The 16177-nt window shown below is 31.1% G+C and carries 14 protein-coding genes; 12 read left to right on the top strand and 2 right to left on the bottom strand.

Annotated features, from left to right (window positions below; genetic code table 11):
• Window positions 1–80: 80 nt before the first annotated feature.
• Genes cdaA through yihA form a run of 8 tightly spaced genes read left to right on the top strand, consistent with a single transcriptional unit; the run spans window position 81 to window position 9325 of the window.
• Entirely contained in the window at window positions 81–905 is an 825-nt protein-coding gene (gene cdaA / locus CJ192_RS08560; protein WP_102198474.1) for a diadenylate cyclase CdaA, read from the top strand.
• Window positions 886–1824 (top strand): CdaR family protein, encoded by a 939-nt coding sequence (locus CJ192_RS08555; protein WP_244897303.1) that lies wholly within the window; start codon window positions 886–888, stop codon window positions 1822–1824. Before cdaA ends, CJ192_RS08555 begins: the two co-directional genes overlap by 20 nt.
• On the top strand, window positions 1824–3149 hold the full coding sequence (locus CJ192_RS08550; protein WP_102198473.1) for a CCA tRNA nucleotidyltransferase: 1326 nt from the start codon (window positions 1824–1826) through the stop codon (window positions 3147–3149). Before CJ192_RS08555 ends, CJ192_RS08550 begins: the two co-directional genes overlap by 1 nt.
• A 53-nt stretch (window positions 3150–3202) precedes the next feature.
• Complete coding sequence (gene tig / locus CJ192_RS08545; protein ID WP_102198472.1) at window positions 3203–4531, top strand: trigger factor; 1329 nt, start codon at window positions 3203–3205, stop codon at window positions 4529–4531.
• Between the two features lie 34 nt (window positions 4532–4565).
• Window positions 4566–5153, top strand: a complete 588-nt coding sequence (gene clpP / locus CJ192_RS08540; protein WP_004814277.1) for an ATP-dependent Clp endopeptidase proteolytic subunit ClpP — start codon at window positions 4566–4568, stop codon at window positions 5151–5153.
• Between the two features lie 3 nt (window positions 5154–5156).
• Window positions 5157–6365, top strand: a complete 1209-nt coding sequence (gene clpX, locus CJ192_RS08535) for an ATP-dependent Clp protease ATP-binding subunit ClpX (RefSeq protein WP_102198471.1) — start codon at window positions 5157–5159, stop codon at window positions 6363–6365.
• A 45-nt stretch (window positions 6366–6410) separates the two neighbouring features.
• Entirely contained in the window at window positions 6411–8741 is a 2331-nt protein-coding gene (gene lon, locus CJ192_RS08530) for an endopeptidase La (protein ID WP_102198470.1), read from the top strand.
• Entirely contained in the window at window positions 8738–9325 is a 588-nt protein-coding gene (gene yihA / locus CJ192_RS08525; protein WP_004814271.1) for a ribosome biogenesis GTP-binding protein YihA/YsxC, read from the top strand. Before lon ends, yihA begins: the two co-directional genes overlap by 4 nt.
• Before the next feature lie 84 nt (window positions 9326–9409).
• Here yihA and CJ192_RS08520 read toward each other — a convergent pair whose 3' ends face one another.
• The gene (locus CJ192_RS08520; RefSeq protein ID WP_004814270.1) at window positions 9410–9982 is read right to left on the bottom strand and encodes a xanthine phosphoribosyltransferase; all 573 of its coding nucleotides are present in this window, start codon (window positions 9980–9982) and stop codon (window positions 9410–9412) included.
• A 103-nt stretch (window positions 9983–10085) separates the two neighbouring features.
• Here CJ192_RS08520 and CJ192_RS08515 point away from each other — a divergent pair, with 103 nt between their 5' ends.
• On the top strand, window positions 10086–11372 hold the full coding sequence (locus tag CJ192_RS08515) for a M18 family aminopeptidase (protein WP_004814268.1): 1287 nt from the start codon (window positions 10086–10088) through the stop codon (window positions 11370–11372).
• A gap of 8 nt (window positions 11373–11380) precedes the next feature.
• On the top strand, window positions 11381–11680 hold the full coding sequence (locus tag CJ192_RS08510; RefSeq protein ID WP_004814266.1) for an MTH1187 family thiamine-binding protein: 300 nt from the start codon (window positions 11381–11383) through the stop codon (window positions 11678–11680).
• Window positions 11681–11723: 43 nt separating this feature from the next.
• Here the strand turns inward: CJ192_RS08510 and CJ192_RS08505 are convergent, their stop codons facing one another.
• On the bottom strand, window positions 11724–13049 hold the full coding sequence (locus CJ192_RS08505) for an NCS2 family permease (RefSeq protein WP_004814263.1): 1326 nt from the start codon (window positions 13047–13049) through the stop codon (window positions 11724–11726).
• A gap of 103 nt (window positions 13050–13152) precedes the next feature.
• Here CJ192_RS08505 and CJ192_RS08500 point away from each other — a divergent pair, with 103 nt between their 5' ends.
• Complete coding sequence (locus CJ192_RS08500) at window positions 13153–14406, top strand: hemolysin family protein (protein ID WP_039914129.1); 1254 nt, start codon at window positions 13153–13155, stop codon at window positions 14404–14406.
• Window positions 14407–14413: 7 nt separating this feature from the next.
• Complete coding sequence (locus CJ192_RS08495) at window positions 14414–16069, top strand: putative manganese-dependent inorganic diphosphatase (RefSeq protein ID WP_102198469.1); 1656 nt, start codon at window positions 14414–14416, stop codon at window positions 16067–16069.
• Window positions 16070–16177: the final 108 nt, after the last annotated feature.

The following is a 16177-nucleotide window of genomic DNA, read 5'->3' as shown; positions in this document are numbered from 1 at the left end:
TTTTTTGTTTAAATTCTTCTTTTTTTATACAAAAAACTTTAATAAAGTATATAATATATGTAGAAAATTAGGAGGTAGTGATGTCTTATTTAGATAATTTTATTGCGTATTTATCATTAATTAGGATTACTGACATTATTGATATTGCCCTTATTGCTTTTATTGCTTATAAATTATTGAAGCTTCTAAGAAATACTAGGGCTGAGCAAGTTATGAAAGGATTTATTTTTGTTTTATTTTTTGCATCTATTACAGATATTTTTAATTTGAATACTGTTTCATGGCTTATGAATCAATTTTTTACTGTTTCTTTGGTGTTTATTATTGTGGTTTTTCAACCAGAATTAAGGTCTGCTCTTGAAAGAATTGGTAGGGGGAGAAGTTTTTTTATAAGTGATTCTTATAATAAAAATGAGAGATCTATTGATGAAATTGTTTCAGCTATGAGTTCTTTATCAAGGCAAAAGATTGGGGCCTTGGTTGTGATTGAAAGAGAGGTTGGCCTTAATGATATTATTGAAAGTGGTACAAGTTTAAGGTCAGAAATTTCAAGCGAGCTTTTGATTAATATTTTTATTCCAAATACCCCACTTCACGATGGGGCAGTTATTATTAGAAATGATTTGATAGAGGCTGCTGCTTGTTATTTGCCTTTAACCACTAATAATACCTTGTCAAAAGAACTTGGTACCCGCCACAGGGCAGCTATTGGAATTAGCGAGAAAAGTGACTGTCTTGTAGTTGTTGTAAGCGAGGAGACAGGAACAATTTCTCTTGTAAGTAATGGACTTATCAATAGGTATTTTGATGAACAATCCTTAAAGGCTAGGCTAGTTAAGGAATTGAAAGAAGATGAAAATAAGTTGAATTTAAGAAAGAGGGATGATGATGAAGAAGAACAATGATAGGAAATTGATGGCCCTATCTATACTTGTGGCCATTATTATGTGGGCTTTTGTTATGACATCAACCAATCCTTCCCTTTCAAAAACTGTTAGAAATGTTCCTTTAACAATAAAAAACCAAGAGTTAATGCAAAAAGAAGGCTTCGCCTTGGTTGGAAAAGATGAAGTTTCTAGCGTTAATGTAAAAGTTGAAGGATCAAGGTCTGACCTTGCTTCCCTTTCTGCTGATGATTTGGTGGCAAGTGTTGATTTGGGAACACCGAGTGAGGGAATCAAAACTTTAAATATAAAGGTAGACGGCCCTTCTGGAATTAGGGTTGAAAGTACAAGCCCATCAAATGTTAATTTTAAGATTGAAAAAATTGTTAAAAAGGAATTAGCTCTTGAAATTAAGGTTTCTGATGGGCTAAAAGAATCAAAGATTATTAATGTAAGTAACCAATCTGCAAGCAAGGTCACAGTATCAGGGCTTAGAAATAATATTGATAAGGTTGATAGGCTAATTTTGAATGTTGACAAGGATGAGTACCTTGATGGAAATATTCATGATATATCTATAAGACCTGTTGATAAAGATGGAAATACTGTAGAAAATGTAGGCCTTTCTCAAAATGACGTATCAATAGCTTTTGATGTTTTACAAAGTAAGGAAGTAGGAATTGACCTTTCTTATGATGATAAGTATTCTAAGAATGTAGAAATTTTGGAAAGCGAAATCTCTCCTAACAAGCTTGTAATCAAGGGTGAGAAAAATATTTTGGATAAGATTGATAAGATTAAAACTAAAAAAATTGACCTATCCACTATAAGAGAAGGTGAATTTGATAAAAAAGTTGAACTTGATGTTCCAGATGGGGTTAGCCTCAATGATGGGGATAATTTTGTAAATGTCCATTTAAAAATTGGAAAGAAAAATTAATGTCTTATAAGTATTTAATAAATAGGCTAGAAGAGGAAGGATTTGAAACTTATCTTGTAGGTGGAGCTGTAAGAGATAAGCTTCTTGGAAAAGAAATCCACGATATAGACCTTACAACAAGGGCCAGGCCTAATGATATAATGAATATTTTTTCTGATTTAAAATTAATAGATATAGGCAAAAAATTTGGAACTATCAAGGTGATTTATAAGTCAAAAGAATATGAAATTACAACATTTAGGGCAGAATCCTCCTACAAGGACAAAAGACATCCAGATGAAATTTTCTTTTCTAATACAATAGAAGAAGATTTGAAAAGAAGAGATTTTACCATAAATGCCATGGCCCAAAGAAAGGGCGAGATTATTGACTTATTTGATGGAAAAAAAGACCTTGAAAGAAAAATAGTAAGGGCAGTTGGAAATCCTTATGAAAGGATAGAAGAAGACTACCTAAGGGCACTTAGGGCTGTAAGATTTGCCACTGTTTTAGATTTTTCTATAGAAGATAAGCTTAAAGATGCCATTAAAAATATGGCAGGTCATATTGAAGAAATTTCAAAAGAAAGAATTAGGGATGAAGTTGATAAAATTTTACTTGCAAAAAATCCCTCAAGGGGAATTAGACTTTTGGATGAATTAAATCTTTTGGCTTATATTTTTCCAGAGGTAAAAAAGATGGTAGGATTTGACCAACATTCATCCCACCATAATCTTGACTTGTTTGACCATACTATGAAAGTCTTAGAAAATTGTCCTAGTAATTTAAAAACTAGGATGGGAGCCCTTTTTCATGATACAGGAAAAATTGATACATTTTTTCTAGACGAAAATGGTGAGGGGAGGTTTTTTGGCCACCAAGAAATTTCTGAAAAAATAATAAGAAAAAGGCTAAAGGTTTTAAAATATCCCAAAAAATTTATAGAAGATACTTCCCTTTTAGTTCAAAGACATATGGATAATACTAATACCTACACCAAAAAATCTGTGAGAAAACTTCTTAGAAAAGTTGGAGAGGAAAATATTTATGATCTTTTTGACCTACAAAGGGCAGATGTTTTGGCAACAGTCCATGATAATACAGAAAATATTTTACTAGCAAAAAAATATCTTGAAGAAATTTTAAATTCTGATCTTCCAAGAAAAGAAGACCAGGTAGATTTTTCAGGTCGTGATTTATTGGATTTGGGCTTTGAAGAAGGAAGGGAACTTGGTATGGTATTAAAGGAAGTTTATGGATTGGTAATGGATGAAAAGCTAGTAAATAAAAAAAGTGAAATTATTAAATATATAAAAAATAAATATATTAATCTTGATAGAAATTAGGACAAGTAGTATATTAAAATAATGAGTATGTAGTGTTTTAGGAGGAAAAAAAGATGACAGAATTAAAATCACATGAAAATAATATAGCAAAATTTGACCTTACAGTAGCTGCTGAAGATTTCCAAAAAGCAGTTGATAATGTATACAAAAAAAATAGGTCTAAGTATAGGGTAGATGGATTTAGAAAAGGAAAAGTTCCAAAAAGAATTATTGAAAAAATGTACGGAGTAGAAGTATTCTATGACGAAGCAATCCAAGAAGTTTTCCCAGAACCTTATAACAAGGCTATTGATGAATTAAATCTTGAAGTAATCGATCAACCATCAGTTGATTTTGATGATATAGAAAAAGGAAAAGATGTAGTATTTAAGGTAGAAGTTGAAACAAAACCACATCCAACACTTGGAGATTATTCTGAACTTGAAGTTACAGAAATTCCATCAGAAGTTACAGATGAGGATGTAGAACACGAACTTAAACACCAACAAGAAGAAAACGCAAGAATTATCCCAGTAGAAGACGGAGAAGCTAAAGATGGAGATACAGTAAATATCGACTTTGATGGTTTCCTTGATGGGGAAAGATTTGAAGGTGGAAAAGCTGAAAATTATGATTTAGTTCTTGGATCAAAATCATTTGTAGGAGATTTTGAAAAACAAGTTGAAGGCCACAAGGTTGGAGATAAGTTTGATGTAAATGTAACCTTCCCTGAAGATTACCAAGCTAAGGAATTCCAAGGAAAAGATGCAAAATTTGAAGTAGAAATCAATTCAATTTCAAGAAAAGAACTTCCAGAAATTGATGATGAATTTGCAAAAGATATTTCTGAATTTGAAACATTAGAAGAATTAAAAGAAGATACAAAGAAAAAAATTAAAGAAGATAAGGAAAAATTTGTAAAAACTCAAATTCAAAATGAAGCTATCAAGGCTTTAGTTGAAAAATCAGAAGTAAGTGCACCAGATGCTCTTGTAAATAGAGAAATTGATCTTGAAATGCAAAATCTTGACCAAAGATTACGTCAAATGGGAATTTCTTTACAACAATATATAGAAATGACAAAAATGGACATGGCTGCCATTAGAGACCAATATAGAGCTGTTGCTGAAGATAAGGTAAAGGCAAATCTTGTAATGGATGAAGTTGCTTTAAAAGAAAATGTTGAAGCAAGTGATGAAGAAGTTGAAGCAGAAATTAAAGATGCTGCTAAACAATACGGAGTAGATGATTACGAAAAATTCAAAGAAATCTTCGAAAAGAATGTTTCTAGAGATACAGTTGTTGAAAACATCAAAAGAAGAAAGGCTGTAGAAATTCTAGAAAAAAACGTAAAATTAGTTCCAGCAAAAGAAGAAACTAAAGAAGAAGAAAAAGAAGACTAGTAATCATAAACTCCAAAAAAGATAAGGAGATTTTATGAACGCAAAAAACTTTTTAGTGCCTACAGTTATAGAACAAACAAACAGGGGCGAGCGTGCCTATGATATTTACTCTAGATTATTAAAAGACAGGATTATTTTTCTAACAGGCCCTGTTGAAGATGGGGTAAGTGATATAATTATTGCTCAACTCTTGTTTTTGGAAAGCCAAGATCCAAACAAGGATATTCAATTTTATATAAATTCGCCAGGTGGAGTAGTTACAGCAGGACTTGCTATCTATGACACAATGAATTATATAAAACCAGATGTATCTACAATTTGTATAGGTCAAGCTGCATCAATGGGAGCAGTCTTACTTTCATCTGGAGCAAAGGGAAAGAGATTTTCTCTTCCAAATTCAAATATCCTAATCCACCAACCATCAGGTGGGGCCCAAGGTCAAGCAAGTGATATTCAAATCCAAGCTGAACAAATTTTAAAAATCAAAAAAAGATTAAATAAAATTTTGTCAGATAATACTGGTCAAACTATTGAAAAAATTCAAAAAGATACTGACAGAGATTTTTCAATGGATGCTTATGAAGCAAAAGAATATGGCCTAATAGATAAGGTAATTGAGTAAAATATGAGTAAGATGGAATTTGAAGAAAATAGATGTTCCTTTTGTGGCAAAAGTGCAGATGAAGTTGATAGGTTAATTGCAGGTCCTGATGCCTTTATTTGTAATGAATGTATTGAACTTTGCTCATCAATAATTGAAAGAGAAAATTTTGGGCAAAGTAAGAATATGGATATAGAACTTGCAAAACCAAGAGAGATAAAAGAATATTTAGACCAATATGTTATCCAACAAGAAATGGCAAAAAAGACCCTATCAGTTTCAGTTTATAACCATTACAAAAGAATAAATTCAAACTATGACAAGGATGATGGGGTTGAGCTTCAAAAATCAAATATTTTGATGCTAGGACCAACTGGATCTGGTAAGACTCTTCTTGCCCAAACCCTAGCCAGAAAATTAAATGTGCCATTTGCAATTGCAGATGCTACAAGTTTAACTGAGGCAGGTTATGTTGGGGAAGATGTTGAAAATATTATTTTGAAATTAGTTCAAGCTGCAGATTATGATATAGAACTTGCCCAAACAGGAATAATCTATATAGATGAAATTGATAAAATAACTAGAAAAAGTGAAAATCCTTCTATAACTCGTGATGTAAGTGGAGAAGGAGTCCAACAAGCGCTTTTAAAACTTATTGAAGGAACAGTTGCAAATGTTCCTCCACAAGGTGGAAGAAAGCATCCAAGCCAAGAATATATACAAGTTGACACTACTAATATCTTATTTATTGTTGGTGGGGCTTTTGATGGAATAAAAGATATCATAAAGCAAAGAACCAACAAAAAATCAATTGGTTTTGGATCAGATGATAGTGAAAATAAAGAAATTTCTTTGGCTGATGTAAGAACAGAAGATCTTTTGAAATATGGTTTAATTCCAGAATTTATAGGAAGGGTTCCAATAGTTGTTTCACTCGAAGATTTGGATGTAGACAGTCTTGTAAAAATTTTAAAAGAGCCTAAAAATTCTCTATTAAAGCAATATCAAAAACTATTTGAACTTGATGGAGTAAAATTAACTTTTGAAGATGAGGCTGTCAGAGAAATTGCCAAAAAAGCCTTCAAGCAAGAAACAGGTGCTAGAGGACTTAGGACAATTCTTGAAGACCTACTTTTAGATGTAATGTATGAAATTCCTTCAAAAGATCACATAAAAGAAGTTATTGTATCAAAAGGCGCTATTGAAGATAAGAAAAAATTAATATACAAATAAGAAAGGGAGACTTAGGGCTCCCTTTTTATAACACAAGGAGATAAAATGAACTTTATCTATAAAACAGATACAAAAGAATACCCGATGGTTCCTGTAAGGGGCTTGTGGGCTTTTCCTGATACTGTAGTCCATTTTGATTGCCAAAGGTCAGTTTCCAAAAAGGCTGTAGAAGATGCCCTTTTAAATGAATCTGAAATTTTTTTGGTAAATCAAAAAGATATCCTAGAAGATAATCCAAAAAAAGAAGATATTTATGATTATGGAACAGTTGCAAAAATAAAACAAACCTTTAACCTTCAAAACGGAGAACTCAGGGTCTTGATTGAGGCGAAATGCCTTGGGGAAGTTTTGGATGTAAAAATTGAAGATGGATTTTTTAAGGCTAATGTAAAGGAATATATTTTTGATGAAGAAAATTTTGAAAGTAATGAAAATATTGAAGCCTTGAAAAAAATGTTGATAGAAGACTTTAGGTCATATGTTTCTATTGACAACACAATTCCACCAGAAATTGCCTTCTCACTAGTTGAAATTGATAATATTGATAAACTTGCAAACCTTATAACCTATTATCTTCCCTTAAGTCCAAAGGAAAATTATTCTATATTAAAGGAGCTTGATATAGAAGAAAAATTGCTAAATCTTCACAAGCTTATCCAAAAAGAAATTGAATTAAAGGATATATCTAAAAAAATTGACGCCAAGGTTCAAGAAAATATAAATAAGGGACAAAAAGAATACTACCTAAGGGAAAAATTAAATGCTGTAAAAGATGAGCTAAATGACCTTACAGGAAAAGATTTAAATGAGGCAGATGCCTTTAGGAAAAAAATCAAAAAATTAAAAATAAATAAGGAAGATAAGGAAACTTTACTAAAAAGTATTGATAGGCTTGAAATGATTCCTGAAATGAGCCCTGACTATGGGGTTATAACTTCCTATCTTGATTTTGTTTTAGGCCTTCCTTGGTCCAAAAAATCAAAGGATAATCTTGATATAATCCATGCAAAAAAAGTTTTGGACGAAGACCATTATGGTCTTATGGAAGTTAAGGAGAGAATTTTAGAATCAATTGCTGTTAGAAAGAAAAAAGGCGACAACCAAGCAGCAGTAATTTGTCTTGCTGGCCCTCCAGGAGTTGGTAAAACTTCAATTGCCAAATCAATTGCCCGTGCCTTAAACCGTAAATTTATTTCAATGCGTCTTGGTGGAGTAACTGACGAATCAGAAATAAGAGGTCATAGAAGAACCTATGTTGGGGCTATGGCTGGTAGAATTATGTCAAATTTATCAAGGATAAAGGTAAAAAACCCAGTATTCTTGTTAGATGAAATTGATAAATTAGGGTCAGATTTTAGGGGAGATCCTTCATCAGCCCTTCTAGAAGTCCTAGATCCAGAACAAAATGATAAATTTATTGACCGTTACCTTGATATAGGCTTTGATTTATCAGAAGTATTTTTTATAACAACTGCAAATGATATTTCAAACATCCCTCCCGCTCTTTTTGATAGGCTTGAAATTATTCAAATTTCTGGCTACACCCAAAGAGAAAAGGAAGAAATTGCTAAAAGATATTTGATAAAAAAAGAGATGGAAAATAACGGCCTTGAAAAAGAAGATTTAAATATTTCAGATCCATTAATTGAAAAAATTATAAAATCTTACACAAGAGAGGCAGGAGTAAGGTCTCTTGAAAGAAATATAGCAAAAATATGTAGACGTGCTGTAAAAGAAATCCTTGAAGGAAAGAAAAAAGTCAATGTTTCCATGAGAAATTATGAAAAATATCTTGGTAAGGAAAGATTTTTTGATGACCAAAGAATTAAGGAAGATAAGGTAGGAATTGCAAACGGACTTGCTTGGACCCAAGTTGGGGGAACAATTTTAACAATAGAAGTAAATGCCATGGATGGAAAAGGGGCAAATTTATTTACAGGAAGTCTTGGAGATGTAATGAAAGAATCAGCCCAAGCTGCAATTTCATATTTAAGGAAAAATTCCAAAGATTTAAAAATTGATCCAGATTTTTACAAAAATAAAGATATCCATGTCCACGTTCCAGAAGGAGCTACACCAAAAGATGGCCCATCAGCAGGAATTACCATGACAACAGCAATTGCATCAGCCCTTACAGGAAAAAAAGTAAGGTCAGACCTTGCCATGACTGGAGAAGTTACAATTACAGGAGAAGTTTTACCAATTGGTGGACTTAAAGAAAAAGCCCTAGCAGCCTATTCTTATGATATAAAAAATGTAATTATTCCAAAAGAAAATGAAAGAGACATTGAAGATATAGACAAGGAAATAAGAGATAAAATTAATTTTATTAAAGTTTCTAATGTCGGTCAAGTTTTAAAGGAAGCCTTGATATGAAAATAAATACAGTAAATTTAGATCAAGTTGCAGGATTTGCCTCCCAATTTCCAAATGATAATTTTGATGAAATTGCCTTTGCAGGAAGGTCTAATGTAGGAAAATCTTCCTTCATAAATTCTTTTTTGGGTAAAAAAAATCTAGCCAAAACTTCATCAAAACCAGGAAAAACTAAAACCATAAATTTTTACAAAATAAATGATAAATTTAGGCTAGTGGACCTTCCAGGTTATGGCTATGCCAAAGTTTCAAAAAAAGAAAAAGAAAAATGGAATAATTTGATCCACGAATATTTATATAAGAGGGAAAATTTAAAGGAAGTTTTTCTCTTAGTTGATATAAGACATGCCCCAACTAAACAAGATAAAGAAATGTATGAGTGGATAATAGATTCTGGATTTACAGGATTTGTTATAGCAACCAAATACGATAAAATACCTAAAACACACTTAAAAAAACATATAAAAGAAATAATGAAGACATTAAATATTGACGATGAAGGTTTGATATTTGCTTATTCATCAACAACCTCTCACAATAAAAATGTCCTACTTGAACAAGTAGATGTAATTATAAATTCATAAAATAAAAAGATTTCACTAAATAAGGTGAAATCTTTTTTTGTGAAAATATATAAAAAAATAAAAGATGGCCAAAGCCATCTTAAATTAATCAATAAATTCTATATCTTTTCCATCCATGTGGGAAATTCTTGCTAGAGAGTAAACATCTAATCCCATGTCATCTAGAAGTTTTCTTCCGTCTTGGTATGATTTTTCTATAACTATACCAACTCCTGCAACCTTTGCTCCTGCTTGCTTACAAATTGCAACCATAGCCTTGGCAGCTTGACCATTTGCCAAAAAGTCATCTATCAATAAGACATTATCATCTTCATTTAAAAAGTCCTTACTTACTATAAGTCTTTTCATTTCTTCTTTTGTGTAAGAATAACAAGTTGAAGAATATGTATTATCGTCAGTTGTTAGAGATTTTTGTTTTCTTGCAAAAACTACATCACAATCAAGTACAAGGCCTGTTATTACTGCTGGGGCAATTCCTGATGATTCTACTGTTAGAATTTTATTTATATTTTTATCTTTAAAATGTTCAGCAAATTCTTCGCCCATCTCCTTGATTAATTTTGGTTTTATTTGATGGTTTAGAAATGAATCCACCTTTAAAATATCTTTACCAAGGACTGTACCTTGGTTTAATATTACTTCTTGTAATTTCTTCATTATAAATATTTACCTCCGTGCTCTTTTTATTATTATAAGACAAATTTCTCTTAAAAGTCAAAATTCACTTTTATAAAAAACCTTTAAGGGTAATATATATTATATGAATACAAAAGAAATTATCAATGATTTAATAGAATTTATTGACAATAGTCCTATAAATTATTTTGCAGTCAAAAATTCTATTGAAATTTTAGAAAAAAATGATTTTAAAAAATTAGAAGAAAATGAGAAATGGAAACTTGAAAAGTGTGGAAAATATTTTGTAAGTCGTGATGATACGGCCCTTATTGCCTTTAGTGTGGGAGATGATCCAAGAAGGGGGTTTGATATAATTGGATCTCATACTGATTCTCCAACTTTCAAAATAAAATCAAATCCAGAAATGACTTCAAACGGATTTTTGAAATTTAATATTGAAGGATATGGGGGAATGATTGTTTCTTCTTGGTTTGATAGGGACCTATCCCTTGCAGGAAAGCTTGTTTATGAAGATAGTGGTGAATTTAAATCAAAACTTATAAAAATTGATAAGGACCTTTTGACAATTGCAAATTGTGCAATTCATATAAATAGGGACTTAAATCAAGGCTATAAATACAATATGCAAGATGAGCTTTCTCCTATAATAAAAACAATAGAAGATGATTTTAAAAAAGATGGTTATTTGCAAAAATTATTGGCAAAAGAAATTGGTATTGATTATAAAGATATAATAGATTTTGACCTGGCACTTTTTGATAGGCAAAAAGGATCTATCATGGGAAGTGATGATGAATTTATCCATATTGGAAGGCTTGATAATCTTGCAAGCGTCCACCAATCTCTTACTGCTTTAATAAATAGCAAAAATGAAAAATTTAATATATGCGTATTAAATGACAATGAAGAAATTGGATCAGGGACAAGAGCTGGAGCCAAATCTCCATTTTTAGACCAAGTTTTGGAAAGAATTGTAATGAATTTAGGATATGATAGGGAGGATTATTTTATTGCCCTTTCAAATTCGTATTTAATTTCAGCAGATCTTTCTCATTCTATTCATCCAAATTATAGTAATTTATTTGATTCTACTAATAATACAAGAATAAATATGGGTATAGGAATAAAGGTAGCTTCTAATGGAGCCTACACAACAAATATAGAAACTAGAAAAAGATTTTTAAGACATGCAAAAAATGTTGGGGCTAAAGTTCAAACTTTTCACAACAGATCTGATAAGGTCGGTGGATCTACAATTGGTCCAATAGTTTCATCAAAATCTGGAATAAAATCAATTGATGTAGGAACACCAATTCTTTCCATGCATTCAATAAGGGAGCTTGGGGGAGTTAAAGATCATATAGAAGCTATAAAAATATTTGAAGATTTTTACAATAATAAATATTAGGAGGAATTATGGCAGTTTTAGAATTAACAGTAGTACCAATAGGAACAAAAGAAACTTCAGTTTCAAAATATGTAGCAGGATGCGAAAAAGTTTTGAAAGAATATGAAGATTTGGAAGTAAGATTAAATCCAATGGGAACAGTAATTCACGGAGATATAGACAGAGCCTTTGAAGCAATAAGAGCCTGCCAAGAATCAGTTTTTAAAAACGGAGCTGATAGAGTATACTCAGTAATAAAAATAGATGACAGACGTGACAAGAAAGCAAGTCTTGATCAAAAAATAAAATCTGTAGAAGAAAAAATGTAAAAAAATAATCCCATCTTTACGATGGGATTTTTTGTGCCTATTTTTATCCAAATAGTGGGAATATATATCTTAGTAAAAATACTAAGGCAAGTACATAAACAAGTGGTGAAACTTCTTTTCCTTTTCCTGTTAATAATTTTACGCTTGCGTATGAAATCATTCCAAATGCGATTCCTTCTGCAATTGAATAAGCAAATGGCATCATTATTATTGTCATAAATGCAGGGAATGATTCTGTAAAATCTCCAAAGTTTATATCAACAATTGAATCTATCATAAATAGTCCTACCATTACAAGAGCTGCTGCAGTTGCTTGTGGTGGAATTATTGTAATAAGTGGATAGAAAAATATTGATAAGAAAAAGCAAAATCCTGCTGATAAAGCAGTTAATCCTGTTCTTCCTCCTTCTGCAACTCCAGTTGCACTTTCTACAAATGTAGTTACTGTTGATGTTCCCAAAAGTGCTCCAAGAGTTGTACCAATACTATCTGCAAAAAGTGCACGTCCAGCATTAGGCAATTCTCCATTTTCATCTAACATTTTTGCTTTTGTTGCAACTCCTGTAAGTGTTCCTACAGTATCAAATAAGTCTACAAATAAAAATGCAAATACAACAGAAAACATTTCAAATGAAAGCATTGATGAAAAATCAAGTTTTAAAAATATTGGGCTAAGTGATGGTGGTAGTTGAATAATTCCGCCTTCTGGAAGCTTGCTTACTCCTGTAAAGATTGCAATAATTGTAGAAATTATAATACCTATTAATAAAGCTCCCTTTGTTTTTCTTGCAGTTAAAACTGCCATAATCAAAAGTCCTATAAAAAATATAAAACTTTCTTTGCTAACTAAATTACCAAGTCCAAGTCCTACATCATTTTTTACAATTACTGTAGAATTTAATAAACCTATTAGAGCAATAAATAATCCAATTCCTACAGATACTGCTGTTTTTAAACTTCTTGGTATAGCATTAAAAATTGCTTCACGAACATTAAATATTGATAAAATAATAAAAACAATTCCTTCTATAAATACAGCTGCAAGAGCAAATTCCCAACTTTTTCCCATAGTCATTACAACTGTATAGGTGAAAAATGCGTTTAGTCCCATTCCAGGAGCAAGTGCAAATGGAAGGTTGGCATAAAAAGCCATAATTAAAATTGCGATAATTGATGAAATAATTGTTGCAGTAAAAACTGCCCCCTTATCCATACCAGCATCTCCTAAAATTTGGGGATTTACAGCTAAGATATATGACATAGTCATAAAGGTTGTGATTCCTGCCATGATTTCAGTTTTAACATCAGTTTTGTGATCTTTTAATCTGAAAATCTTGTTGGCAAGAGATTGATTAGAATTTTTTTCCATATTTCCTCCTATGTTTTTTTCGGGCTTATTATATCATAAATACTTTATTTAATCACTTTATTTTTTTATAAATTTCTCATATAATATATTCAAGGAGGAAGTTTTGACGACAAAAAATATAATTGAGTTAATTGTAATGTTTTTTGGCATTTTATTATCTGGATTTTTTTCATCATCAGAAACTGCCATTACTTCTATAAATAAATTTAAATTAAGGCAGCTTGAAGAAAAGGAAATTAAAAATGCAAAATTGCTTAGAAAACTAGTTGAAGATAGCCAAAATACTATAACTACAATTCTTGTTGGAAATAATATTGTAAATATTCTTACAACAACTATTGCAACCCTTTTTTTTACTGATATTTTTGGAGGAGCTGGAGCAGCTATTTCTACTGTTGTTGTAACCATTACTGTATTAATTTTTGGAGAGATTACTCCAAAACTTGCAGCCCAAATTAATAGCGAAAAAATGGGGCTTAGATTTGCCAAGCCAATTTATATAATTTCTTTATTTTTAAAACCCCTGGTATTTTTACTGGGTTTATTTACAAAATATCTTACAAAGAAAATGTCAGCAGGCTCTGTTAATAGTGATATAGTAACAGAAGAAGATTTGAAAACTATAGTTGATGTTGGTGAGGAACAAGGAGTTATTAATAACGAAGAAAGTGAAATTATTAATAATGTTTTTGATTTTGGTGGATCTTTTGCATCAGATATTATGACTCCAAGAACCAATATGGAAGCTATAGCAATTGATTCTAGCAAAAAAGAATTTGATGAATTTTTAATTGAATGTAAGCACTCAAGAATTCCAGTTTATGGGGAAAGTATAGATAATATTGTTGGTGTATTACATATGAAAGATATAGTAACTTTTGTAGCTGAGGGAAGAGAAGTAATATTAAAGGATATGCTTAGGCAAACTTTTTATGCTTATGAGAATATGAATATTATTGATCTTTTTAAATCTATGAAAAAAATGAATGTTTCTCTAGCCATTGTTGTAGACGAGTATGGGGGAACAGAAGGACTTGTTTCAATTGAAGATATAATTGAGGAGCTTGTGGGAGATATTTATGATGAATATGACCCTGATGATGAAAAAGTCTATAAGGTTTCTGATAATGAATTTATAGTTGATGCAAGTATGCATATCAACGACTTCAATGATTATTTTAATAGAAATTTACAAGAAGTTAAAAATGATTCTATTGGAGGTTTGGTAATTGACTATCTTAATCGCCTGCCAAAAAGTGGAGATGTTGTTAAGGTTGATGATGTTACCTTGATATGTGAGAAAGTTGAAAGATATAAGATAAATTTACTTAGAGTTAAATTTAATAGTGAAAGTTAGAGGTATTATGAAACAAACAGTTTATGTTACAGGTCACAAAAATCCAGATACTGACTCTATTTGCTCAGCCCTTGCTTATGCAAATTTAAAAAACAGACTAGGTCACACAAATGCCATCCCAATTAGGCTTGGACATGTCAACCAAGAAACTCAATTTGTTCTTGATTATTTTGGAGTTAAGGCACCTTTACATAAGGATTCAATGAAACTTCAAATAAAAGATATAGACTATGATAATTCTTATAACGTTGATGAATCCTTGCCAATTAGAAATTCCTGGTCAATTATCCAAGAAAACAAATTAAATTCTCTTTTTGTAGTGGATGATGATGAAAAATTAATTGGGGTTGCATCTCTTTCAAATTTGACCCATTCCTATATGGAAGTTTGGGATGATAGGATTATTGGAAGAACCCACACACCGATTGAAAATATTGTAGATATCTTATCTGCAAAATTAATAGTAAGTCCTAAAAATCCAATGGCCTTTACAGGAAAAATGATGGTTTATGCCATGAATGAAAAAGATTCACCAAAAAATTCCTTAGTTGGGGATGGAGATCTTGTAATTACTGGAAATAGGCTTGAAGCCCAAGAATATTTGATAAAGAAAAATATTTCTTTAATAATTTTAACCAATGGTTCAACCATGAAAGAAGAATTAATAAAAGAGGCAGAGGAAAATAATATTACAATTATTTCTACCGAGTATGATACCTTTATGACAGCAAGGCTTTTGCCAATGGCAGTGCCAATTGCAAATGTAATGAGTACAGAAAACTTGGTTTATTTTTCACCAGAAGATACAGTTGATACTGTTCGTGAAGTTATGGGAAAAACAAGATTTAGGTCTTATCCGATAATAGATGCTAGGGGAAAAGTTTTAGGAGCTATTTCAAGATACCATTTGATTTCTGATGAAAAGAAAAAATTAATTTTGGTTGACCACAACGAAAGAAACCAATCTGTTGATGATATTGACTATGCAGATATTATTGAAATAATTGACCACCACAGAGTTGCCAATGTTGTTACAAACCAACCCCTATTTTTTAGGGCAGAACCTGTAGGTTCTACTGCAACAATTGTTGCTAAAATGTTTTTTGAATCAGGAATAAGACCTACAAAAGAAATAGCAGGCCTTCTTTCAGCTGCCATAATTTCTGATACTCTTTTATTTAGGTCACCAACAACAACAGAAACTGACAAGAGAGTTTTAAATAGGCTTACAAAAATTGCAGATATAAATCCAGAAGAATTTGCCCTAAAGATGTTTAAGGCTGGAACAAGTTTAAAAAATAGGTCTCCTGAAGATTTGATTGATGGGGATGTAAAGGCCTTTACAATTGGGGATGACAAGATCAGGGTTGGCCAAGTTATGACCATGAATCCAGAAGAGCTCGATCCAATAAAGGATAAATTAACATCTTTAATGAGAGAAAAAATAAATTCTAAAGGAGAAAATACCTTCGTTCTTGTACTTACAGATATTTTTAACCAAAAATCTGAACTTTTGGTTGTGGGAAATTATTTAAGTGATATAGAAAATGTTTTTGGAAATAAGGTAAAAAATGGAACAATTTCAGCACCAGGTGTCTTATCAAGAAAAAAACAAGTTATACCAAAATTAACAGAAGCAATTATGAATTCACATAATAATTAAACTTTACTATAGAAAAATTCTGTGCTATAATATAAAAAAATTTAAAACATTAGGAGAAAAAAATGAAAAACTTAAGTCTTGCACAAATTAGCTTTTACTTTTTTAACT

Source organism: Anaerococcus hydrogenalis (assembly GCF_002871895.1).
GTDB classification, from domain to species: Bacteria; Bacillota; Clostridia; order Tissierellales; family Peptoniphilaceae; genus Anaerococcus; species Anaerococcus hydrogenalis.
Note: the sequence above shows the minus strand (reverse complement) of the source record. Positions and strands in the feature narration are given on the sequence as shown.